Source organism: Pseudomonas sp. Marseille-Q1929 (assembly GCF_017316265.1).
In the GTDB taxonomy this organism is placed as follows: domain Bacteria; phylum Pseudomonadota; class Gammaproteobacteria; order Pseudomonadales; family Pseudomonadaceae; genus Aquipseudomonas.
This window is the reverse complement of the sequence record NZ_JAFLWU010000038.1, coordinates 24670-46684: the sequence shown is the minus strand read 5'-3', so window position 1 is coordinate 46684 and position 22015 is coordinate 24670. Positions and strand designations below refer to the sequence as shown.

Genomic DNA, 22015 nt, shown 5'->3' with positions numbered 1-22015 from the left:
GTGTCTTTGGTGGGGGTGGGGGCGTTTTCCTGCATGTCGGGCCTATGTGGTGGTACGAAAACTTGCGGCATTATGGCAAATACCATCCTCCAGAACAGAGGAGATCCATTGTGGGAGCTGGCTTTTGTGGGAGCTGGCTTGCCTGCGATGCGGGCGCCTCGGTGAGTCAGGTGTACCGAGGTGATGCTATCGCAGGCAAGCCAGCTCCCACATTTGGAACTTCATTTGACCGGAGATCAGCGTTGCTTCATGCGGTCGATGATGACGGCCAGCAACAGGATCGAACCGCGAATCACATACTGGTAAAAGGTATCGATATTCTTCAGGTTCATCGCATTCTCAATGATCGCCAGAATCAACACCCCGGCAATCACATGCCGGATCATCCCAATCCCGCCGCTCAACGACACCCCGCCCAGCACGCACGCCGAGATCACCGTCAACTCGAACCCTTGCCCAATCATCGGCTGGCCCGAGGTCATGCGCGAGGCGAGGATCACCCCGGCCAACGCGCCCACCAAGCCGTGCACGGCAAAGATGATGATCTTGGTGCGATCAACGTTCACCCCCGCCAGCAACGCGGCTTCCTGGTTGCCGCCGATGGCCATGGTGTTGCGCCCGTAGGTGGTGTAGTTCAGCAGCCAGCCGAAGAACACGAAGCACAGCACGGTGATGATGATCGGCACCGGCACGCCCAGCAGTTGGCCGTTGCCGAACACGAAGAAGCGCTCATCCATCACCCCCACCGCCTTGCCGTTGGAGAAGATGTACGCCAGGCCCCGCACGATCTGCATGGTCGCCAGCGTCGCGATCAACGCGTTGATGCGCAACTTGGCAATGACGATGCCGTTGATCAACCCCACCACCAGGCCCATGGCCAACGCCGCCGACACGCCGAGCACCACGCTGTCCGTATCGCGAATCACGATGCCCGCCACCACGCCGGCGCAGGCGATCACCGAGCCCACCGACAAGTCGAAGTGCCCCGACGCCAGGCAGAACAACATGGTGCACGCGGCAATGCCGACGGTGGAAATCGCCAGGCCCAGGCCGCGCATGTTCAGCGGCGAAAGGAAGTTGTCGATAAACAGCGCGCTGAGCACAAAGATGCCCAGCGCCGCGAGCAGCATCACCCAGTCATCAAGGAACTTGCGTTGGTTGAAACCCGGCCAGAAGCCCTTTGCAGTTTTTACGTCGGACATCATTCACCTCGAATTCTTCAAGCCCGCGAACGCGGGAGAGCCAGTTGCAACAGCCGCGCTTCATCCGCCTGGTCGCGGCTCACTTCGCCGGTCAGGGCGCCTTCGCTCATCACCAGGATGCGGTCGCTGATGCCCATCACTTCCATCAGGTCGCTGGACACCACGACCACCGCGATACCCTGGGCCGCGAGGTTATGGATGATCTGGTAGATCTCCGACTTGGCGCCGATATCGATACCGCGCGTGGGTTCATCCAGCAGCAGGACTTTCATCGGCATCGACAGCCAGCGGCCGAGAATCGCCTTCTGCTGGTTGCCGCCCGAGAGGTACATGATTTTCTGCTCGGCATTCGGCGTCTTGACCTTGATCGCCTTGATCTGCTGCGCCGCGTTGCCCTTTTCCCAGCCTTCACGCAACAGCCAACCGAATGCGGAGTGGGCGCCACGGGCACTGATATTGATGTTCTCGGCAACGCTGGACAGCGGGATGATGCCTTCCTTTTTGCGGTCTTCGGGGCACAGCAGCACCCCGGCGCCGATGGCATCGCGCGGTGAATGCAATTGCAGTTTTTTGCCACAGAGTTCCAGGCTTCCGGCGGTGCTGCGGGTCAAACCGCTGAGCAAGCGGAACAGCTCGGTGCGCCCTGCCCCCACCAACCCGAACAGGCCGAGGATCTCGCCCTTGCGCACCTGAAAACTGATCGGCTCGCGCACGCCGGGGCCGAGTAAATCCTTGGCCTTGAGCGCCACCTCGCCATGCTCGCGGGGCCGATAGTCGTAGATGTCCTGGATATCGCGGCCGACCATGCACGTCACCAACTGGTCATGGCTCAGCGCACTCATGTCGTCGAAGGTGCGTACAAAACGGCCGTCCTTGAACACCGTCACCGCGTTGCAGATGCGGAACACCTCTTCCATGCGGTGGGACACGTAGAGCACCACTTTGCCCTCGTCGCGCAGGCGCGTGATGATCGCCATCAAGCGGTCGATCTCCCGCGCGGAGAGGCTGCTGGTGGGCTCATCAAAAGCAATCACATGCGCGCCACGGGACAACGCCTTGGCGATTTCCACCAGTTGCCGTTGGCCCAGGGACAGGCGCCCCAATTTCTCCGCCGGATCGATTTCATCCGCCAGGCCCTTGAGGCACGCCAGCGCCTGCTCGCGCAGTTGCCGACGATTCACCACACCAAACCGCGACGGCAAATGCCCGAGGAACAGGTTCTCGGCCACGGTCATTTCCGGCACCAGGTGCAGTTCCTGGTGAATCACCGCCACGCCGCTGGCGATGCTGTCGGCGGCGCATTTGAAGGCCATCGTCTGCTCGCCAATCTGCACCGTACCGCTGCTGGGAATGTAGGCGCCGCCGAGGATTTTCAGCAGCGTCGACTTGCCCGCGCCGTTCTCGCCCATCAGCGCATGCACCTGATGCGGCCGCGCTTCAAAGCTGATCTGCGCCAGGGCCTTGACCCCGGGAAACTCCTTGCCGATGCCGTTGAAGCGCAGGGCCGCGCCGGTCATTTCCACAGCCCGATCTTGGTCAGTTCTTCCTGGAAGTTGGCGCGGGTGATCAGGGTCACTTCGTCCATCGCCGTGTACTTCGCCGGCTCCTTGCCGGTGGTGACCCACTCGTACATCGCCAGTGCGGTGTTGTAGCCCTCGATATGCGGGCTCGGCAGCATGGAGCCGAAGAAGCCACTGTCGGCTTTCTTCAATTCACCGATGGCGTCGGTGCCGTTGATGCCGATGCCGATCACATTGGCCGCCTTGAAACCGGCGCTTTCCGTGGCGCGCACGCCGCCGAGCACGGTGTTGTCGTTCATGCCGCCGATGATCAGGTTTTTCGCAGCGCTGGGCAGCTTGACCAGAGCCGAGTTGGTGGCGTCCATGCTGCCGGGCACGTCGAGGGTTTTCAGCGCGGCGGTAAGGATGTGGTCCTTGGGAATGCCGGCGTCTTCGAGGGATTTGATCGAGCCGTCGGTGCGTTTTTTACCGGTGTCGAGTTCGTTGTAGGTGTTGATCACGGCGTAGGTGTCTTTCCAGTCCCAGCCGCGTTTTTTTGCTTCGGCGGCCATGGCCGCGCCTTGCTTCTGACCGACTTCGAAAGCGGCCATACCGAGGTACGGCACGTCTTCCATGAAGTTGCCCTTGGCATCGACGAAGCGATCATCCACCGCCATCACTTTTAGGCCGTTGGCCTTGGCCTTGGCGACAATGGCCGGGCCGAGGGACACGTCCGGTGGGCAGATCACAAAACCTTTGGCGCCGTTGGCGGCGAGGCTGTCGATGGCTGACAGGGTTTTCTCGCCATCGGGCACGGCAATCTTGATCACCGTGAACCCGTGTTCCTTGCCGGCTTTTTCGGCGAAGGCCCATTCGGTCTGGAACCACGGCTCTTCGGCCTGCTTGACCAGGAAGCCGATCTTCACTTCTTCGGCGAATGCCACACCGCTGAAGGCCATCGCAAGGGCCAGGGTGCCGAGTGTCTTCTTCAACATGAACCACCTCTTCTTGTTATTGGAAAAGTGTTAGTCGTGGTACATCACAGACCGCCCGCCATCGATCATCAGGCAGGTGGCATTGATAAAGGGCGCCTCGTCGGTGGCCAAAAACAGCGCGGTCATCGCCACCTCGACCGGTTGGCCGATGCGCTTGGGCGGGTGCAGGTCGAAGGCGCGCTGGCGCTCGGCGTGGGGGTCGGCAAAGCCGTTCCAGTAATCGACGTTGAGCTGGGTCTCGATATAGCCCGGCGCGATGGCATTCACGCGGATGCCCTTGGGCGCGTATTCGATGCCCAGCGCCCGGGTCAGGCCGAGCAGGCCATGCTTGGCCACGGGATAGGGAAAGCAGCCGGGGATGATGTGGCTGGAATGGGTGGAGGCGATATTGATGATGTTGCCGATGCCCTGCGCAATCATGTGCGGCAACACCGCGCGGCAGCCGAACCAGGCACCGTCGAGGTCGATGGCAAAGCAGCGACGCCAGTCTTCGTCGCTCATTTGCAGCGGGTCGCGGAACACGTTGACCCCGGCGCAGTTGACCAGCACGTCGACGCGACCGAAGCGTGCGATGGCCAGGTTGACCAGCGACTGCCATTGCTCGTTTGAGGTGATATCGACGGGTTGCGCGTAGATTTCAGCGCCGCGTTCGCGCCAGCGGGCGGCGACTTTCTCGACTTTTTCAGCCTGGATATCAGCGATGACCAGGCGCGCCTGCTGGGCCTGGAAGCACGCGACGATGGCCTCGCCAATGCCTTGGGCGGCACCGGTGATAATCACCACCTTGTCTTTGAGACGCTCGCCATAGGTTGGCTCGGGCACGGCGGGGAGTGACAACGGTTGTGCCTGCATCGCTTCACCTGTTTTATTTTTGGTAGTGAGTGCTGATGCAGGCGACTATAAACCGATCTTTTGGAATATCTCAATATATAAATTCTCATCCCATATATTGAACATATCTCGAAAAAAATGTGACAACCCAATCCCAATGTGGGAGCTGGCTTGCCTGCGATAGCGGTGGGTCAGCTAAAGATGTATCAACTGACAGACCGCCATCGCAGGCAAGCCAGCTCCCACAGGGGATTGGGTTCCCACAGGGAGTTGGGTTGCCACATTTGAACTTCAGCGTTTTCTAGCCCAGCGCAAAATCCCGCAGCGCATCGCCTTCCATGCGATAACGCACCCACTCTTCCTGCGGCTGCGCGCCAATGGATTTGTAGAAGGCAATCGCCGGTTCGTTCCAGTCCAGCACGCTCCACTCGAACCGCCCGCAACCGTTGTCAAAGGCGATCTTGGCCAAGTGGCGCAGCAACTTCTTGCCCGCCCCGCCGCCGCGTTGTTCCGGGTTGATATACAGGTCTTCGAGGTACAGGCAGTTGCTGCCCAACCACGTGGAATAGCTGAAAAAGAACACTGCGAAGCCAATCGGCAAGCCGTCGCGCAAACAGATCAGGCCATGGGCGGTGGCGCCCTCGCTGAACAGGCTGCGCTCGATGTCCACCACGCTGGCGATCACTTCGTGCCGGGCCTTCTCGTACTCGGCCAGCTCAGTGATGAAAGTCAGGATCTGCGCAGCATCGCTGGGCACGGCGGGGCGAATCTCGATGGTCATGGGCGAGCCTTGGGCAATTGCAAAGCACACATACTAAGGGGGTTTGATGACTGATTGCAGTGCATTTTCATGGGCAGCGTTACTCCGTCGCCTGGTAACGCTGGCACCAGCAACCACACAACAATCGCCCTGAGCGTGCGTGGTAAAAAGTTGCGCATAATTCCAACGACGTCCAGGCCTTCCCATGCATGCCTCATCCCCGGTGAGCACCAAGCTGTTCGCCCTGTTTTGCCTTGCCAGTTTTTTGCTGTCGCTGTCTTACGGCTCGACCTTTTTGCTGTCGCTGCTGATTCACACACGCGGCGGTGACGAGCACGATGCGGGCAGTGTGATTTCCACGGCGATGCTCAGCACCTTTGTGGCGGTGATGATCTCCGGGCACTTGTCCGATGCCTGGGGCGCGGCCCGCACAATTGCCGGGATGGGCTTGCTGTTGGTGGTGGCCTGCCTGGGTTTTGCGCTGATGCCCGGCTTTGGCCAGGGCTTGCGGGTGTTTGGCCTGGCCTTGGGCCTGGGTTGGGGAGTGTTCTATACCTTGGGTCCGATCATCGTCGCGATGCTGGTTGCACCAGAGCAACGGGCCAAATATTTCGCGTTGCTGTCGGGCAGCATGATGAGTGGCATCGGTGCCGGGCCATTGCTGGGGCGGGCGGCAAGTGCGTTGGGGCTGCCGCTGACCACGGCGTTTTATATCGCCGCACTGGCCAGCCTGGTCGGCGTGCTGGTGTTTTGGCGCCTGAGCCGGCATCTCAAGCAAGAAGCGACAGTGGCGAAAATCTCCTGGGCCGCCACGCGCCAGGTGCTGTCCTCCAAAGCAGCGTGCGCGATCATCATGGTCGGCCTCGGCGGTTGCGTGTTTGGCGGGTTGTCGTCGTTCCAGACCAGCTATGCGGCGGCGCGCGCGCTGGACTATTCGCTGTTCTTTGGCGGCTTCCTGAGCGCGGCGATCACCAGCCGCTTGCTGATCGCCGGGTGGGTGGTCAAGCGTGATGCCTACGCGGCGGCGTGTGTGTTGTCGGGGCTGATGCTGCTGTCGGTGCTGATGTTTGGCTTTACGGTTTCGGGCCCCTTCAGTTACCTGCTGGCGGCGGTCACCTTGGGCGTGGGTTATGGCCTGACGTACTCGGTGATCAATGGGCTGGTGGCCAATGAAGCACCGGCGGGCACCACGTCCCAGGCGCTGTTGCTGTTCAGCCTTGGGTACTTTGTCGGGGTGTTCGGGTTTCCGTTGCTGGCGGGTCGGATCATCGTCGAATACGGGATGGCGACCTTGCTGCTGACGATCGTGGCAGTGGCGCTGTGCAACTGGATGATCAGCGTGGTGCGGCTGATCGTGCGCCGTTCGTCGCCAGCCAGGCACCAACAGGCAATGGGGGCGGACCAATAGAGGGTAAGGACAATAATCCTAAGGAGACACACTCATGAAGCATTCCCAGTTTGCTGCCCTCGCCCTCACCGGCCTGCTGTCTGCGGTTTCCCTGAGTGGTTTTGCAGCCACGTCGTCCACCGGCCCGACCAATTCAGACGCCACCACCAAGTCCCTGGATTCCATGGGCACGGGGCTACAAATCAATAATGGTGCGGTGATCGAAAACCCCAACGGCGCCGACCCACACACCAAGGGCCACGACGCGGAACGTCAAGCGCCTGCAGCCGTGGGCAATGGCAAGATGGGGCCGGCGGTGAATGAGCCGAAGGTGAATAAAGATGACAATCTGCCGGGGGCGCCGAAGCAGCCGGCAGAATAAAACCAAATGTGGGAGCGGGCTTGCCCGCGATGGCGTCCTGTCAGCCGATGATGATGTGGCTGATACACCTCTATCGCGGGCAAGCCCGCTCCCACAGTTTTGATTGGGTTTATTCAGCCAGTAGTGCGTCGACTTCGGCAGTTCCCGGGGATGTGGCCGGGCCCCAGCGGGTCACGGCCAGCGCCGCTGCGGCATTCGCTCGGCGCGCGGCTTGGGCCGGTGTCAAACCCTTCGCCAACCCAGCGATAAATACGCCCGCATGGGCGTCCCCTGCGCCATTGCTGTCCACGGCCTTCACCTTGAAACCCGGCACATGCTCGGCATTCACCCAGCACCCGTTCGGCCCATCCCGAACCACGCGCAATGCGCCCTCGGGCAGATGGCGTTGCAGGTCGCCCAAGGCTTGCGCCAGCGAATCCGCACCGGTGAATGCCAAGGCTTCCGGGCCATTGCTGGTCCAGATGTCGATGCGCGGCAGCAGCGCCACCATCAACGGCGAATCCGGCGCCCTGACCAGCGGGCCCGGGTCGAACACCACGCGGATTTCACGCGGCAGCGCCAGCAACCAATCGAGCAACGCCTGCGCCTTGCCGTCCAGCAACAAGCTGTAGCCGCTGACGTAGACATAGTCGTCCGCACGCGGCACCACACCGGCCAAATCCTCGGCGCTCAAATCGCCCTCGGCGCCGAGGTGGGAAATGAACGTTCGCTCGGTGCTCGCCTCGGTCAGAGACACACATAAGCCGGTGTCTTTATCGGTGCTGGCCGCCAGGGCCATCTCCACGCCTTCGGCCTGCATCGCCGCGCGCGCCAGGTCGCCAAAACGCCCGCTGCCATGGCGCCCGAGGTACACCACCGGCATGCCGTTGCGCTTGGCGGCGGCCATCACGTTGAAGCCACCACCGGTTTCAAAACTGGCGGATTGCGCCAGCACATCGCCGCCGCTTACGGGTAGGGAATCCAGGCCCATGACCAGATCAACGATGACCTGGCCGGTGTGCAGCAATCTAGACATGGTGGCTCTCAACTAACGCCGGGCGACGATCAGCCGCGCCGCCCAGTACCGCATAAATCCCACCGGCCACCAGGAAGGTCACGATCCAGCCCAGGCCGTTGTGGCCCAGCCAGGAGTCGGACAACGGCCCGGCAAACCAGATATTTTCGGCGGTGGTGCCGATGGTGGTGAAGCTGAAGCCCAGCACAATCGCCACGGCCCACGCGCCAAACGCACGCCATTCCACGCCGCCGCGATACCAGTAGGCGCTGCTGGGGCTGACGTCCAGCAGGTCCTTGGGGCTGTAGTAGTGACGATGGATCAAATCGACCACGAAGATCCCGACCCACGCGGTAATCGGCACCGCCAGCAGCGAGATGAACGTAATGAACGGGCCGTAGAAGCTGTCGGCGATCAGCATGAAGTAGATGGAACCGGCAAAGATCGCGACGATATCGACGATCACCGCGTGCACGCGCTTGACCTTCAAACCGAGGGTCAAGGTGGTGAGGCCCGCCGAGTACACCGAGAGGTTGTTGGACAGCAGCAACCCGCCGAAGGCCGTGATCAGGTACGGCACGGCCATCCAGGTCGGCAGCATGTCGCGGATCGCGATGATCGGGTCGGTGGCCGAGGCCAGGTCATTGTTGCCCACCGACAGCAGGCCGCCGAGGGTAATCAGCAACACCAGCGGAATGCCCGCGCCAAACGCCGCCGACGCCACCAGGCGCACGGCCTTGACGCTGCGGTGCTGGTAACGCGACATGTCGGCGCCGGCGTTGGCCCAACCGATCCCGGTGCCAGCGGCCATGGTGCCGACGCCGATGATCATCGCGCTGAGCGGCGCCGGGGTCGCATTGAACACGGCGCTCCAGTCGATGGTGGCGCACAGGAAGCCGCCCACCAGCAGGTTCAGCGCGCCGAACACGTAGGTCGCCCACTTCTGGATCACCAGCAAAGTGGCGTGGCCCAGGCCGGAGACCGCCAGGGTCAACAGCACAAAGATGGCGATGAACAGCAGGGTCAGCAGGGGTGCGCTTTTCGCCGCGACGGGCGAACCAAACAGGATGGAACACAACGACAGCAGCACGAACGCGGCGGTGGTGGTGTTGACGGTTTCCCAACCCAGGCGCGACATCAGCGAGACCAGCGTCGGGCCGATATTGCCGCGCACGCCGAAGATCGCCCGGGACAGCGTCAGGCTCGGCGCCCGCCCACGTCGGCCGGCGATGGAAATGATGCCCACCACGGCGAATGAACCGGCCGCGCCCAGGATTGCGACAATGATCGCCTGCCAGATGGCCAGGCCACGAAACGCCACCAGCGTCGCGCCCAAGGGCAAGCCGAGGATGCTGATATTGGCCGCGAACCAGACCCAGAACAGTTGCAGCGGATGGCCGTTGCACTCGCCTTCCGGGACCGGCTCGATGCCGCGTGTTTCCAGTTGCCCGGCGCTTTGGCCGGAAGAGGTGTTGCTCATGAAGGAATACTCCGGGTGCCGATATTGTTGTGGTTGTGGCAAATGTTCTATTCAACTCGGTCGAATGTGGGAGCGGGCTTCTGTGGGAGCTGGCTTGCCTGCGATTGCATCACTGCAGTTCTACTGATAGACCGAGGTGTCTGCATCGCAGGCAAGCCAGCTCCCACAGAAGCCAGCTCCCACATTTTTATCGGTGGTGCTTATCGAATTGCGAGCAGCCCTTCGACCAGCGGCTGCAAGTCCAAACCATTCACCCGCCTGACCTGCTCCACCATCGCCTCCGGCCAGCACTGCATGCCCAGGCAGGCACCGAGCATGGCGCCGAGAATCGCGGCAATGGTGTCGGTGTCGCCGCCAAGGCTGGCGGCCAGGCACAGGGCTTCGAAGGCATTCATCTCGCCCACCGCCACTTGCTGGGCCAGGGCAAACGACACCACCACCGACTCCTGGGACGCGACCGAGGTGCCGATCAATTCGTAGAGCAAATCGGCAAACAACGCTTTATCACCACTGCCGACACTCAAGGTGCGCGCCCAACTGATACGGGTGGAGATGCGCCCGCCGGCGATCCAGTGGCCATGGTGCTCGGCCTGCTGGGCGACCTGGGTGCCGATGTTCAGTGCTTCGCCCAGGTCCACGCCGTTGATGCCGGCCGAGACCACGGCCGCCACCGCAGCGGCGCTGGAGATGCCCAGGCTGGTGTTATGGGTAACCTGGCACGCCTGGATCACGGCCTGGATAAAATGCGCGGGGTCGCTGACATCGGCGGCAATGCCGACGGGCGTGATACGCATCGCCGCGCCGTTGGTGGTGCCATAACGCCCGGACTCTTCCGGCGTGTGGCCGGCGAGGATCATGTCGATTGCGCGTTTGGTCGAGGGGCCGAGCAAATCCTGGGAGCCCTTGGCACGCATCACCGCTTCCCAGTCGATCAGGCGCTGGGCGAGCACGGTGGGTTCGATGCGGCCTTGGCCTGCCACCAGCAACTCGCCCACCAGGATCGCCTGCTCGGTGTCATCGGTGATTGAACCGGCGGGCATGTTTGGCGCGATGGGTTGGTCGGCGCCGGCGTCTTCCAGCGCGGTGATGGCACCGAAGCGGGCGCGCACTTGCTCGCGGCTCAACGACTGGGTCGGCATGCCCAGGGCATCGCCTAAAGCCAGGCCGTAGAAGGCGCCGAGGGCGCGGTTGTGCGGGGTCATTTCGAATTCCCAAATTGCAGGTGCAGGCGGAAATGCAGTGGGTCGAGCAGGCTTTCGACATGTTCCATAAAGCGCTCGCGGCGGTCATAGGTGGTGCGCGAGGCCTTGAGAAACACGCTGCCGGCCGGACGGCCGAGCAATTCGGCATCGCCATCACTGAGGGGCTCGGCACCTATCCACTGGTCACCTTCCGCACCCACATAGCCGTAGGCCGCCAGGGTGATGGTCAGGGAGTTTTCGATCAGGCCGACGGTGGGCAGGCTTTCCAGGCCGCCGGACGCTGGCATCAGCGAGCGCTCCAGGGACACGGCGGTGCCATCGGTGGTGTAACGCAGGCGGTCGAGGGCAATGAATTGTTCGCTGCCGAAACGGCTGAGCAGGTCCGGCCGGGTCACGGCTTCGAGGCGCAGGATATCGGTGTTGACCCGCGCGCCAGTGTCGGCCAAAGCCTGGGCCCAGCCACTGCGTTGGTCGAGCACCATACCGTCAAAGGTGACGATGGAGCCGACGCCGCTCTGGGTGGCGATGTAGTTGCGGCGTTTGAGCTCGGCGAGGGCTTCACGCAAGGTACCGCGACTGACCGAAAACTCTTCGGCCAGTTGGTGCTCGCCGGGCAACAGAAAGCCGTCGACCATCACCCCACCTTCGATTCGGCGGATCAGTTCGTCGACGACGCGTTTTTTCTTATCAAATCGGACATGTCTAATCATGTACAAATTGATAACCGAAAGCCGCCGTTGGCAGCAAGCGAATTATGTCAGGGAGATGAAAAAACCGGCCTCAGGGTTCCAGGCCAATGGGGAAGAACTCCCCGCCACTCCACACGCCCAGCCAGTTCTGACCGTTGATCGGACGGCTCACCGCCAGCTCCACCAATTGGTAGAACACGTTGCGATGGACGAGGGCTTCGAGGTTGGTGCGCACCCGCAGGTACGGCGAAGGCTCTTCGGTGAGCGGGTCGATGACCACACGCAGCGGATGCTCCAGGCCGGCTTCGATCGTCTCGTCGACATTGGTGGTAAAGCGCAGCACCTGGCTTTCGCCCTGCCCTTCAACCTCCAGGGTCAGCGCGACAAACGGCGCATCTTCGACGCTGATCCCGACTTTTTCCACGGGGGTGATCAGGAAGTAATCATCGCCATCGCGGCGGATGATGTTGGAGAACAGCTTGACCATCGGCTTACGCCCGATCGGCGTGCCCTGGTAGAACCAGGTGCCATCGCGGGCGATGCGCATGTCGATATGGCCGCAGAACTCCGGGTTCCACAGGTGTACCGGCGCCGGTCCCTTGCCCTTGGGCAGTTGGGCCAACAGATCGTTGGCCTTGGCGGAATCGGTCATGGGCATCTCCTGTGTCTTACTGATCGCTCATGCCCAGCAGGCCACGGGCGTATTTGGCCAGGGGGCGGGCGATCAGGTCTTCTGGCTTGTTGTCGTGGAACGTCAGTAAACCGCCACGGCTGCGAATACGCACAGTATCAATCAAATACTGGGTGCTGGTCTCGATCAGCATGACCTGGATCACACCGCTGTCGAGGCCGACGCGGTCGAGGGCTTCCTGGTCGGCCCACTCGTCGGCGTTGCCGATGCGGTCATCCGCCTTGGCGAAACGGCAGTACAGCAGGTAATGCGCGCCGGCGGCACGGGCTTCAGCCATTGCCTGCTCCAGGCCTTCCGGCTGGCGGGCACGGCGCACCATGGGGAAATATTCGATGAAGCCGTTGAAGGCTTCTTCGGCCACCACGTTCGGGCGCGGGTAGGCGCTGCCGGGCGGCACGAAGGCGCCCTGGGCGATAAAGATAAAGGAGTCCGGCTGCACGCGGATCGAGTTGGTACGACGGGTATCGCTGTGGTCCAGCAAGCCGGCGTCGCTCATCTGATAGCGGGTGCCTTCGGCCATATCGCTGACGGTCATGCAACCACTCAGCGTCAATGACGCCAGCAACAAAACCAGACTACGCATCCTAATCCTCCAGAAGCCGGTGACGGAAAACCGGCGAATGGGCGTGAGATGCAGAATCCGCGCCATTCACAGACGACACAAACCAAATGTGGGAGCGGGCTTGCCCGCGATGCAAGCACCTCGGTCTAACAGTGACACCGAGTTGATGCTATCGCAGGCAAGCCAGCTCCCACAGGAGATTGCGGGTGGATTTGGAAATCGCGTCAGCCGCCGATGATCTTCATGATCGTCGCACCGCCCGAAAACGCCACTTCCTGCTTGTCGCCCAGGGCTTTCATCAGCAGCCCTTGCAACGCCGGCAAGGCCTGGTGGCGCGGCTTGTCCAGCAGGTCGCCGACGTAGTGGCGGTTGCTGGATGACAGGCAGCCATGCAGCCAGCCGGTAGACGACAGCCGCAGGCGCGAACAGGTCCGGCAGAACGGCACGCTTTCATTGGCGATCACGCCAAAGTAGCCCTTGCCGGGGATTTCATATCGCACGGCGGTGGCGTCCACCGGGGCATTGGCTTGCAGGTATTCGTGGCGCTCGCCAATCAGGCTGAGCAACTGCTGCAAACTGACGAATTGCTGCAAAAACGCATTGGAATCCTTGGCCAGGTGGCCCATGCGCATCAACTCGATAAAGCGCAGCTCGTAGCCACGTTCCAGGCAGTAGTCGAGCAACGGCATCACCTGGTCCAGGTTCTGGCCGCGCAACGGCACCATGTTGACCTTGATCTTGATCCCGGCAGCGCGGGCCTGGTCCATGCCGTCGAGCACAGTGGCGAGGTCGCCGCCACGGGCGATGCTACGGAAGGCGTCGGCGTCCAGGGTGTCGAGGGAGACGTTGATGCGCTTGATGCCGGCATCCACCAGCAGTGGCAGTTTGCGCGCCAGCAACTGGCCGTTGGTGGTCAGGCTGATGTCACTGAGGCCCATCTGCCCCACTGCGCCCATGAAGGCTTCCAGCTTGGGGCTGACCAGCGGCTCGCCGCCGGTAATGCGCAGGCGGTCGATGCCCGCCGCTTCGATCAGATACTCGACGCCCCGCGCCATGGCCTCGGCCGAGAGTTCGTCCTGGGCAGCCACCAGCCGCTTGCCGTTGGGCACGCAGTAGGTACACGCATAATTGCAGGCTGAGGTCAGGCTGATCCGCAAATTGCGAAAACGCCTGCCTTGACGATCAACGATCATGGATCACTCCGGCAGAGGATGATTCGGGCGCGCTAAAAGCTGACTGATAAATCAGCTTTTAGCAAGAGTCCTTGCCTGAGTATATTCCTGGGGTACTGCGTCTGGCAGTAAATCCTTACGCAGCAGGCGGTTCAGCCGGCGGCAATTCGCTGCTGTGCTTGCGCTTGTTGCCCATGCGCACGCCGATATCCATCAGGAACTGGAAGAAACCTTCCTGATCTTCCAGCACATTGCTCCAGAACGGCGAGTGGTACAGCGCCACTGCGCCGTGTACCAACGCCCAGGCGGCGCAGTAGTGGAAATACGGCGGCACGTCTTCCAGCTTGCCTTCGCTGATACGGCCCTTGATGAGCAGGGTCAAGCGTTCGAAGTTCGAGGCACGGATCTTGTGCAGCTCCTCGACCATTTCCGGCACCTGATGGCCCTTGACCACCTTCTCTTCCAGGCGGTCGAACAGGCGGTAGCGCTGGGGGTCGCGCATGCGGAATTCGAAGTAGGCGCGGGACAGGGCTTCCTTGTCCTTGTCCACATCGGCCGAATGCAGCAGCTCGTTCAAGTCGCGCTCGTAGTCGAGCATCAGGCGCAGGTAGATCTCGGCCTTGGACTTGAAGTGCTTGTAGATCGTGCCTTTGCCGATACCCACGGCATCCGCGATCATCTCGACGGTGACGCTGTCTTCACCTTGTTCGAGAAACAACTTGAGCGCGGTGTCGAGAATTTCCTGCTCACGGCGGCGAAACTCACGGACCTTACGGGGTTCTTTGTGCATGAGAAAGAGGTCTGCAAAGGTGACTGTGGGGAGGGTTGCGCAGGGCCACGAACACGTGGCGATACGATTTACCCGGTGCGAGGGATTATCCCGACTGAACGGTCGTTGGGCAACGCCTATGTGAACCCGCCGCACACTTAAGTTTCAGCGCGCCAACGATTTCATCGCTTGCAGTCAGAAATAATACGCAACAACGGCACCTGTGCACCCGCTTAATGAGAACTCAAGCGAAGCGCGAGTATTCCAAATCTGTTTAAAAAACGACCAGTCGCGACTGGACTGAATCAGATACTGATCAATACTTGAACTGTCGGCGCGGCATCTCCCCCAAGTGACGCGTTGACCCTGGGTACCGACGGACTGTGTGCCCTGTTTTACTCCTAATGGTCTTAGCCCGGATTCACCCCCCAGAACCCGGGTTTTTTTTGCCTACGATTTAACGTGGGCCAACGGGAACAGGCGCTTGAAGTTCTCGGTCGTCTGTTCGGCAAAGCGCTCAACGGACTCACCGCGCAACATCGCCAGGTAATCCGCCACATCCCGTACGTACTCGGGCAGGTTCGGCTTGCCGCGATGGGGGATGGGCGCCAGGTACGGTGAGTCGGTTTCCACCAGCAGGCGGTCGGCCGGCACTTGACGTGCCACGTCACGCAGCGCGTCGGCATTGCGGAAGGTAACAATCCCCGACAGGGAAATGTAGAAACCCAGGTCCAGGGCCGCCTTGGCCATGTCCCAGTCTTCGGTAAAGCAATGCAGCACGCCGGCCTGGGGCAGCGCGGCTTCGCGCAGCAGCGCCAGGGTGTCGGCGCGGGCGCCACGGGTGTGGACGATCACCGGTTTGCCGGTCTGCTGGGCGGCTTGCAGGTGCAGGCGGAACGAGGCCTGCTGCAACTCGGCGGCTTCGGGCTCGTAATGGTAGTCCAGGCCGGTTTCGCCAATCGCCACCACGCGCGGGTGGTTGAGTTCACCCAGCAACCAGTCGAGGGCCGGGGCTTCGCCGGGCTTGAGGTCCAACGGGTGGATGCCCACAGAGCAATCCACATCGGCATAACGCTCGGCCAGGGCTTTGACATCGGCGGCGTTGTCGGCGCTGACGCCGATGCACAGGAAGTGCCCTACCCCGCGCTGGCGCGCTGCTTCAAGGGCGGCGTCAAGGGAACCGCCGTGTTGGGCAAGGTCGAGGCGATCAAGGTGGCAATGGGAATCTACGAGCATAGGTAGTTACGACTTAAATCACAGAAAGTGTCTGGCCGACGATACACCCGTCGGCCACGGAAATTAACGGCGGCCGAGCAAGCCCACCCACTGCACCAGCAGCGCTTCGAGCAACAGCACGCGGTTGAGGTTGGCCTTGCCGAGCACCTTCTGGCGCTGGGCAAGGATCCAGTCCTGAATATTGAGCACCTTGTCCTGGGCGCTTTTCTGCGCGAGGTACTGCACGACTTTGCGCATGTCCGGCAAGCCCAGGCCGTTTTCGTCTTGGGTCAACTGGTAGCGCAGGACCAGGCTCGACCAGTCGCAGAACCAGTCGAACAGCAGCAACAGCGGAATATCCTTCCAGGCTGTTTCGGCCAGTTGGGTGGCAGACAGTTCCTGCTTGAGCAGTTTCTTCACCCCGTCCACCACCAACGCGCGTTGTTCACGCACGCCTTGGGCCTGCAATTTCACTGCGGCCAGCGGCGAACCGGCGGCCAGGGTCAGCAGTTCGCCGCGCTCATCGCTGCTGCATTCCGGCAACGCCTGCGCCAGCCACTCAAGGCTCATGGCCTCGCTCGGCAACGGACACGCCTGCTGGACACAGCGGCTGCGGATCGTCGGCAACAAGCGACTGGACTGGTGACTCACCAGCAGCAACACCGTATCGCCGGACGGTTCTTCCAGGCTCTTGAGCAAGGCGTTGGCGGCGTTGATGTTCATCGCCTCCACCGGCTCGATCAACACCACTTTGCGCCCGCCCATCTGCGCGGTCTGTACCACGAAGCTGACGAGGTCGCGGACCTGATCGACCTTGATCGCCTTGTCGGCTTCTTCGGGTTCCAGCAGGTAATTGTCCGGGTGGCTGCCCGCCTTGAGCAGCAGGCAGGATTTGCACTCGCCACAGGCTTCCAGGTTGACCGGGCGCTGGCACAACAGGCTGGCCATCAGGCGTTCGGCGAGTGCGCGCTTGCCGATGCCAATCGGGCCGTGCAACAGATAGGCGTGAGCATGCTGGGCACGTCCCGCCAATTGCTGCCAGAGGCTGTCCTGCCACGGGTAGGCTTCAGCCACGGGCGCGCTCCAGCAGGGTCGGCAGCAAGGCATCGATCGCCTGTTGTACCTGGGTCAGCGGCTGGGCGGCATCCAACAGGTAATAACGCGCGGGCTCGGCCTTGGCGCGGGCAAGGAACGCACTGCGCACCGCGTCGAAGAAGGCGCGGCCTTCCAGTTCGAAGCGGTCCAGGCGACCCCGGGCGCTGGCGCGGGCCAGGCCGACTTCCACCGGCAGGTCGAACACCAGGGTCAGGTCCGGGCGCAGATCGCCTTGCACGAAGGTTTCCAGCATGGCGATGCGCTCCAGGGATAAACCCCGGCCGCCACCTTGGTAGGCATAGGTGGAGTCGGTGAAACGGTCACAAATCACCACCGCACCACGGGCCAGCGCTGGGCGGATCACTTCGGCCAGGTGCTGGGCGCGGGCGGCGAACACCAGCAGCAGCTCGGTGTCCGGGTTCATCGGCTCGTCACCCGGGGCCAGCAGCACGTCGCGGATTCGCTCGGCCAGCGGCGTGCCACCGGGCTCACGGGTCAACACCACCTCGATGCCATCAGCGCGTAAACGCTCGGCCAGGTAATCGCGGTTGGTGCTTTTGCCGGCGCCTTCGGGGCCTTCCAGGGTAATAAACAAGCCAGTCACAGGCAGTCCTTAGTCAGAGTCATTGCGGGCTTTGCGGCTCGGCGGGCGTGTCGGCGGGAGGCGTTGCCTCTTGCACCGGTTTTACCACGGGCGCCGGGCTGGAGCGGTAATCGGCGCGGCGCTTGAGTTGGAACTCACGCACGGCGGCATTATGCGCATCCAGGTCATCGGAGAAAATATGGCTGCCATCGCCACGGGCGACAAAATACAGGCTGCTGCCTGGCACCGGGTTCAGCGCGGCATGGATCGCTTCGCGGCCGACCATGGCGATCGGCGTCGGCGGCAGGCCAGCAATCATGTAGGTGTTGTAGGGGTTGGCTTCCTTGAGGTGGGCGCGGGTCAACTTGCCGTTGTAGCGCTCGCCCAGGCCGTAGATCACCGTCGGGTCGGTCTGCAGCAACATGCCGATCTTCAGGCGGCGCACAAACACGCCGGCGATCTGGCCGCGTTCTTCCGGCACGCCGGTTTCTTTCTCCACCAGGGAAGCCATGATCAGTGCTTGATAGGGCTCGGTGTAGGGCGCATCCGAGGCGCGCTTGCTCCACTCCTGGGCGAGGACATCGTCCAGGCGGTTGTAGGCTTTTTTCAGGAACTCGACGTCGGTCATCCCGCGTACGAAGCGGTAGGTGTCGGGAAAGAATCGCCCTTCAGGGAACACGCCGGGGTGGCCGAGTTTCTCCATGACTTCGCTGTCAGTCAGGCCCGACAGGGTTTGTACGATCTTTTCATGCTTGGCCAGGGCCGAGCGCACCTGGCGAAAATTCCAGCCTTCCACCAGGGTCAGGCTGTATTGCACCACTTCGCCGCGCTGCCACAGGCCGATCAAGCCCTGCGCCGTCATGCCGGGGGTCATGCGGTATTCGCCGCTGTGCAGAGGCTGGCCATCAAGGTTGAAGCGCCAGTACAGGCGCAGCCAGAACGCGCCGTCGAGCACGCCGTCGGCTTCCAGGCGATTGAAGGTGCCAGTGGGAGTGGCCCCGGCCGGTACGTCGAGCAATTGCTCCTGGGTCAGGTTCAGGGGCTGCTTGAGGGCAGCGTCGTATTTCCAGGCGCCATAGCCCAACAGCAAGGCCGCCGAGAACACACCGACCAGCAGCAGTACAACCAGTTTTCGTATCAACTCAAATATCCAATAGCGCGCGAACAATGCCCTGCAGTTTACGGGTGAGCGGCCCAACCGGCCAGCTCATCGCAGCGCAGCCGCGCACCGGCCAGATGCCATAAACGCTGTTGCAGACAAACACTTCATCGGCCTGTTGCAACTGCTCAAGGCTGATATCGGCCACGGCCACCGGGACGCCCAGGGTTTGCGCCTGGGCCAGGATCTCGGCACGCATGACGCCGGCAACCCCGCAACGATTCAGATCGGCGGTTAGTAACAAGCCGTTGCACACGAGGAACAGGTTGCTGAACACACCTTCGATGACGCGCCCGGACACATCCAGCATCAAGCCTTCGGCGTGCTCGGCATCCTGCCATTCAGCGCGGGCAATCACTTGCTCCAGGCGATTGAGATGCTTGAGGCCAGCCAGCAAGGGTTGCTCGGCCAAACGGGTGGCACAGGGAAACAGGCGGATACCGTCGGTTCCATGGGCGGGGGGATAGGTTGCGGGCGGACTGCCCTGCAAGATACGGCGCACCGGGGCGCCGGGGTTGATGCCATAACCGCGCAGGCTGTCGCCGCGGGTGAGGATCAACTTGAGCACACCATCACCAAGGGCGGCGGCATAGGCCAGCACTTCGCTGCGGATCAAGCCGTGATCCGCAATGAAAGCGAGGCGCCTGCAACCGTCGTCGAGACGGTGCAGGTGACGGTCGAGCAGCACAGGCTGCCCGGCCTTGACGGCGATGGTCTCGAACAGCCCATCGCCATAGGCCAGGCCGCGATCTTTCAGGGGCACGCTGTCCGCTGGCTGACCGTCGACCCAGCTGTCCATCACTCGGCGAACCGGCGGAACACCAGGGAGCCGTTGGTGCCACCAAAGCCGAACGAGTTGGAAATCGTCACGTCAATCGGCATCGGCTGCGCTTCGTGCGGTACGAAGTTCAGGTCGCACCCTTCGTCCGGCTCATCCAGGTTGATGGTCGGCGGAGCGACCTGGTCCTTGATGGCCATGACGCTGAAGATCGCTTCGACCGCGCCCGCCGCGCCCAACAGGTGGCCCGTCATGGACTTGGTCGAGCTGACCGCCAGCTTGTAAGCGTGCTCGCCGAACACCGATTTGATGGCCTCGGCTTCCGCCAGGTCGCCAGTCGGCGTCGAGGTGCCGTGGGCGTTGATGTACTGCACCTGGTCGGCATTGATCTTCGCATCGCGCAGAGCATTGGTGATGCAACGCGCAGCACCGGCACCGTCGGACGGTGGCGAAGTCATGTGATAGGCGTCGCCGCTCATGCCAAAACCGATCAGCTCGGCGTAGATGGTGGCACCACGCGCCTTGGCGTGTTCCAACTCTTCCAGCACCAGGGCACCGGCACCGTCGGACAGCACGAAGCCGTCACGGCCCTTGTCCCAAGGACGGCTGGCACGGGTCGGCTCGTCGTTGCGGGTGGACAACGCACGGGACGCGCCGAAGCCGCCCATGCCGAGGCCGCAGGCAGCCATTTCAGCGCCACCGGCAATCATCACGTCCGCTTCGTCATAGGCGATGTTGCGCGCCGCCATGCCGATGCAATGCGTACCCGTAGTGCACGCCGTGGCAATCGCGTAGTTAGGCCCCTGTGCACCCAGGTGGATGGACAGGAAACCGGAAATCATATTGATGATCGAGCCCGGCACGAAGAACGGTGAAATTCGACGGGGGCCAGTATCGTGCAGGATGCGGCTGGTTTCTTCGATATTGGTCAGACCACCAATTCCCGAGCCCATGGCCACGCCAATGCGGTCACGGTTGGCGTCGGTGACTTCCAGGCCGGCGTTGCGCACTGCCTGAAAACCGGCTGCCAGGCCGTACTGAATGAACAGGTCGAGCTTGCGGGACTCTTTGACCGAGAGATATTCCTCGACATTAAAACCCTTTACCGAGCCGCCAAAACGGGTGGAATAGGCAGAAAGGTCCGTGTGTTCGATCAGACCAATACCACTGCGGCCAGCCAGAATGCCCTGCCAACTGCTCGGCACATCCGTACCCAGTGGCGACAACATACCCATACCGGTGACTACGACGCGTCTACGCGACACAGCACTCTCCTTTTTCTAATGACGACACTTCGCTTCAAAACCACTTTTCGTCAGAGCTAAAGAAAAAACCGCACGCTGTAACAGCAGTGCGGTTTTTCCCAACAGCAAGCGACGACTAAAAACTATTACGCCTGATGGCTGGTAACGTAGTCGATAGCAGCTTGAACAGTAGTGATTTTTTCAGCTTCTTCGTCCGGGATTTCGGTCTCGAATTCCTCTTCCAGAGCCATCACCAGCTCAACGGTGTCAAGGGAATCGGCACCCAGGTCTTCTACGAAGGAAGCAGTGTTGACTACTTCTTCTTCTTTAACGCCCAGTTGCTCGGCAACGATTTTCTTGACGCGCTCTTCGATGGTGCTCATACCTTGTTTAACTCCTAATGGACAAATTCAGGCAGCTGGCCAGTGGGTAAGTGTATAGAAAGGCTTTTCAGTTTTTCAACTGAAAGCTTCACCCACGTACCCGGTGGCCACCCGCCTCTAAATTAAGTTGCAGCTTTATAACGGATTTTAGACAGCTCGTATGACATTTTTTTGAAGCGATCCGTCACAATTTAACTCATGTACATCCCGCCGTTAACCGGGATTGTAGCCCCAGTCACGTATGCCGCACCGTCGGATGCCAGGAAAGACACCACATTCGCGATCTCTTGAGCCTGGCCCAGACGGCCCAGCGGAATCTGCGTCAGCAAGGCTTCACGCTGTGCTTCCGGCAGTTCGCGGGTCATATCGGTGTCGATGAACCCAGGGGCCACCGAGTTGACCGTAATCGACCGCGAACCGACTTCACGTGCCAATGCCCGGCTGAAACCTTCCAGACCGGCCTTGGCGGACGCATAGTTTACTTGGCCTGCGTTGCCCATGGCACCCACTACGGAGCCAATATTAATAATTCGGCCCCAACGCGCCTTGGTCATGCCGCGCAGAACGCCCTTGGACAGGCGAAACAGACTGTTCAAGTTGGTATCGACCACGTCGTACCACTCGTCGTCTTTCATGCGCATCATCAGGTTGTCGCGGGTGATACCGGCGTTGTTTACCAGAATAGCCGGCGCGCCGAACTCTGCGCTGATCTGGGCCAGTACAGCAGCCACGGACTCATCGCTGGTCACGTTCAGCTCCAGGCCGGTGCCTTGCACGCCGTTTTCCTTCAGGGTCGCGGCGATACGCTCGGCGCCCGAAGCGGAGGTGGCGGTGCCGATCACAACGGCGCCCTGACGGCCCAGTTCCAGGGCGATCGCCTGGCCAATGCCACGGCTGGCGCCGGTAACCAGTGCAACTTTACCTTGCAGACTCATGCAGGCTT

Annotated in this window: 23 protein-coding genes; 2 read left to right on the top strand and 21 right to left on the bottom strand. The window is 61.6% G+C overall.

Translation table 11 applies throughout. The features are described from left to right. Nucleotides 1–236 precede the first annotated feature (236 nt). The 5 genes from araH to J1G37_RS26410 form a co-directional block, all read right to left on the bottom strand. A complete protein-coding gene (araH, locus tag J1G37_RS26430; protein ID WP_026137114.1) occupies nt 237–1202 on the bottom strand; it encodes an L-arabinose ABC transporter permease AraH in 966 nt (321 codons plus the stop codon). A gap of 17 nt (nt 1203–1219) precedes the next feature. Next, a complete protein-coding gene (araG, locus tag J1G37_RS26425; protein WP_207046472.1) occupies nt 1220–2719 on the bottom strand; it encodes an L-arabinose ABC transporter ATP-binding protein AraG in 1500 nt (499 codons plus the stop codon). Then, the gene (locus J1G37_RS26420; RefSeq protein ID WP_124526699.1) at nt 2716–3696 is read right to left on the bottom strand and encodes a substrate-binding domain-containing protein; all 981 of its coding nucleotides are present in this window, start codon (nt 3694–3696) and stop codon (nt 2716–2718) included. Before J1G37_RS26420 ends, araG begins: the two co-directional genes overlap by 4 nt. 30 nt (nt 3697–3726) lie before the next feature. After that, nucleotides 3727–4548 (bottom strand): SDR family oxidoreductase, encoded by an 822-nt coding sequence (locus tag J1G37_RS26415; RefSeq protein ID WP_207046471.1) that lies wholly within the window; start codon nt 4546–4548, stop codon nt 3727–3729. Nucleotides 4549–4828: 280 nt separating this feature from the next. Continuing rightward, nucleotides 4829–5308, bottom strand: a complete 480-nt coding sequence (locus J1G37_RS26410) for a GNAT family N-acetyltransferase (RefSeq protein WP_010208407.1) — start codon at nt 5306–5308, stop codon at nt 4829–4831. A gap of 184 nt (nt 5309–5492) precedes the next feature. On the opposite strand from J1G37_RS26410, the gene J1G37_RS26405 reads away from it, so the two are divergent. Beyond that, on the top strand, nt 5493–6695 hold the full coding sequence (locus J1G37_RS26405) for an MFS transporter (RefSeq protein WP_207046469.1): 1203 nt from the start codon (nt 5493–5495) through the stop codon (nt 6693–6695). Nucleotides 6696–6729: 34 nt separating this feature from the next. Then, nucleotides 6730–7056, top strand: coding sequence for a hypothetical protein (locus tag J1G37_RS26400; protein ID WP_207046467.1), 327 nt, complete (start codon nt 6730–6732; stop codon nt 7054–7056). Between the two features lie 109 nt (nt 7057–7165). Here J1G37_RS26400 and J1G37_RS26395 read toward each other — a convergent pair whose 3' ends face one another. From J1G37_RS26395 to fabG, 16 genes are all read right to left on the bottom strand, one after another. After that, nucleotides 7166–8071 carry a PfkB family carbohydrate kinase gene (locus tag J1G37_RS26395; RefSeq protein WP_207046465.1) on the bottom strand — a complete coding sequence of 302 codons (906 nt, stop codon included), beginning with the start codon at nt 8069–8071 and terminating at the stop codon, nt 7166–7168. Next, nucleotides 8064–9530: a cytosine permease gene (locus J1G37_RS26390; protein ID WP_207046463.1), complete on the bottom strand. Its 1467-nt coding sequence runs from the start codon at nt 9528–9530 to the stop codon at nt 8064–8066. Before J1G37_RS26390 ends, J1G37_RS26395 begins: the two co-directional genes overlap by 8 nt. A gap of 200 nt (nt 9531–9730) precedes the next feature. Beyond that, complete coding sequence (locus J1G37_RS26385; RefSeq protein WP_207046461.1) at nt 9731–10732, bottom strand: ADP-ribosylglycohydrolase family protein; 1002 nt, start codon at nt 10730–10732, stop codon at nt 9731–9733. Further along, nucleotides 10729–11442 (bottom strand): GntR family transcriptional regulator, encoded by a 714-nt coding sequence (locus J1G37_RS26380; protein ID WP_207046459.1) that lies wholly within the window; start codon nt 11440–11442, stop codon nt 10729–10731. Before J1G37_RS26380 ends, J1G37_RS26385 begins: the two co-directional genes overlap by 4 nt. Before the next feature lie 70 nt (nt 11443–11512). Further along, nucleotides 11513–12073 carry a DUF1285 domain-containing protein gene (locus J1G37_RS26375; protein ID WP_207046457.1) on the bottom strand — a complete coding sequence of 187 codons (561 nt, stop codon included), beginning with the start codon at nt 12071–12073 and terminating at the stop codon, nt 11513–11515. A 16-nt stretch (nt 12074–12089) separates the two neighbouring features. Further along, the gene (locus tag J1G37_RS26370; protein ID WP_017737748.1) at nt 12090–12695 is read right to left on the bottom strand and encodes a DUF4823 domain-containing protein; all 606 of its coding nucleotides are present in this window, start codon (nt 12693–12695) and stop codon (nt 12090–12092) included. A 203-nt stretch (nt 12696–12898) separates the two neighbouring features. Beyond that, the gene (locus J1G37_RS26365; protein WP_207046455.1) at nt 12899–13867 is read right to left on the bottom strand and encodes a radical SAM protein; all 969 of its coding nucleotides are present in this window, start codon (nt 13865–13867) and stop codon (nt 12899–12901) included. A 115-nt stretch (nt 13868–13982) separates the two neighbouring features. After that, nucleotides 13983–14636, bottom strand: a complete 654-nt coding sequence (locus J1G37_RS26360) for a TetR/AcrR family transcriptional regulator (protein ID WP_124526710.1) — start codon at nt 14634–14636, stop codon at nt 13983–13985. Nucleotides 14637–15065: 429 nt separating this feature from the next. Continuing rightward, on the bottom strand, nt 15066–15851 hold the full coding sequence (locus J1G37_RS26355) for a TatD family hydrolase (protein ID WP_124526711.1): 786 nt from the start codon (nt 15849–15851) through the stop codon (nt 15066–15068). Nucleotides 15852–15914: 63 nt separating this feature from the next. After that, on the bottom strand, nt 15915–16904 hold the full coding sequence (locus J1G37_RS26350) for a DNA polymerase III subunit delta' (protein WP_207046453.1): 990 nt from the start codon (nt 16902–16904) through the stop codon (nt 15915–15917). Next, on the bottom strand, nt 16897–17529 hold the full coding sequence (gene tmk, locus J1G37_RS26345; protein ID WP_207046451.1) for a dTMP kinase: 633 nt from the start codon (nt 17527–17529) through the stop codon (nt 16897–16899). Before tmk ends, J1G37_RS26350 begins: the two co-directional genes overlap by 8 nt. A gap of 19 nt (nt 17530–17548) precedes the next feature. Beyond that, the gene (gene mltG, locus J1G37_RS26340; RefSeq protein ID WP_207046449.1) at nt 17549–18649 is read right to left on the bottom strand and encodes an endolytic transglycosylase MltG; all 1101 of its coding nucleotides are present in this window, start codon (nt 18647–18649) and stop codon (nt 17549–17551) included. A 1-nt stretch (nt 18650) separates the two neighbouring features. Further along, nucleotides 18651–19466: an aminodeoxychorismate lyase gene (gene pabC, locus J1G37_RS26335; RefSeq protein ID WP_207046447.1), complete on the bottom strand. Its 816-nt coding sequence runs from the start codon at nt 19464–19466 to the stop codon at nt 18651–18653. Further along, entirely contained in the window at nt 19466–20710 is a 1245-nt protein-coding gene (gene fabF / locus J1G37_RS26330) for a beta-ketoacyl-ACP synthase II (RefSeq protein WP_026136914.1), read from the bottom strand. Before fabF ends, pabC begins: the two co-directional genes overlap by 1 nt. Before the next feature lie 125 nt (nt 20711–20835). Next, nucleotides 20836–21072, bottom strand: a complete 237-nt coding sequence (acpP, locus tag J1G37_RS26325) for an acyl carrier protein (RefSeq protein ID WP_003175607.1) — start codon at nt 21070–21072, stop codon at nt 20836–20838. Nucleotides 21073–21263: 191 nt separating this feature from the next. Beyond that, nucleotides 21264–22007 carry a 3-oxoacyl-ACP reductase FabG gene (fabG, locus tag J1G37_RS26320; RefSeq protein WP_207046445.1) on the bottom strand — a complete coding sequence of 248 codons (744 nt, stop codon included), beginning with the start codon at nt 22005–22007 and terminating at the stop codon, nt 21264–21266. Nucleotides 22008–22015 lie beyond the last annotated feature (8 nt).

Bases quoted from the DNA above. Each gene is read 5' to 3' on its own strand.
- araH (WP_026137114.1), bottom strand. From the start codon at position 1,202: ATGTCCGACGTAAAAACTGCAAAGGGCTTCTGGCCGGGTTTCAACCAA.
- araG (WP_207046472.1), bottom strand. From the start codon at position 2,719: ATGACCGGCGCGGCCCTGCGCTTCAACGGCATCGGCAAGGAGTTTCCC.
- J1G37_RS26420 (WP_124526699.1), bottom strand. From the start codon at position 3,696: ATGTTGAAGAAGACACTCGGCACCCTGGCCCTTGCGATGGCCTTCAGC.
- J1G37_RS26415 (WP_207046471.1), bottom strand. From the start codon at position 4,548: ATGCAGGCACAACCGTTGTCACTCCCCGCCGTGCCCGAGCCAACCTAT.
- J1G37_RS26410 (WP_010208407.1), bottom strand. From the start codon at position 5,308: ATGACCATCGAGATTCGCCCCGCCGTGCCCAGCGATGCTGCGCAGATC.
- J1G37_RS26405 (WP_207046469.1), top strand. From the start codon at position 5,493: ATGCATGCCTCATCCCCGGTGAGCACCAAGCTGTTCGCCCTGTTTTGC.
- J1G37_RS26400 (WP_207046467.1), top strand. From the start codon at position 6,730: ATGAAGCATTCCCAGTTTGCTGCCCTCGCCCTCACCGGCCTGCTGTCT.
- J1G37_RS26395 (WP_207046465.1), bottom strand. From the start codon at position 8,071: ATGTCTAGATTGCTGCACACCGGCCAGGTCATCGTTGATCTGGTCATG.
- J1G37_RS26390 (WP_207046463.1), bottom strand. From the start codon at position 9,530: ATGAGCAACACCTCTTCCGGCCAAAGCGCCGGGCAACTGGAAACACGC.
- J1G37_RS26385 (WP_207046461.1), bottom strand. From the start codon at position 10,732: ATGACCCCGCACAACCGCGCCCTCGGCGCCTTCTACGGCCTGGCTTTA.
- J1G37_RS26380 (WP_207046459.1), bottom strand. From the start codon at position 11,442: ATGATTAGACATGTCCGATTTGATAAGAAAAAACGCGTCGTCGACGAA.
- J1G37_RS26375 (WP_207046457.1), bottom strand. From the start codon at position 12,073: ATGACCGATTCCGCCAAGGCCAACGATCTGTTGGCCCAACTGCCCAAG.
- J1G37_RS26370 (WP_017737748.1), bottom strand. From the start codon at position 12,695: ATGCGTAGTCTGGTTTTGTTGCTGGCGTCATTGACGCTGAGTGGTTGC.
- J1G37_RS26365 (WP_207046455.1), bottom strand. From the start codon at position 13,867: ATGATCGTTGATCGTCAAGGCAGGCGTTTTCGCAATTTGCGGATCAGC.
- J1G37_RS26360 (WP_124526710.1), bottom strand. From the start codon at position 14,636: ATGCACAAAGAACCCCGTAAGGTCCGTGAGTTTCGCCGCCGTGAGCAG.
- J1G37_RS26355 (WP_124526711.1), bottom strand. From the start codon at position 15,851: ATGCTCGTAGATTCCCATTGCCACCTTGATCGCCTCGACCTTGCCCAA.
- pabC (WP_207046447.1), bottom strand. From the start codon at position 19,466: ATGGACAGCTGGGTCGACGGTCAGCCAGCGGACAGCGTGCCCCTGAAA.
- acpP (WP_003175607.1), bottom strand. From the start codon at position 21,072: ATGAGCACCATCGAAGAGCGCGTCAAGAAAATCGTTGCCGAGCAACTG.
- fabG (WP_207046445.1), bottom strand. From the start codon at position 22,007: ATGAGTCTGCAAGGTAAAGTTGCACTGGTTACCGGCGCCAGCCGTGGC.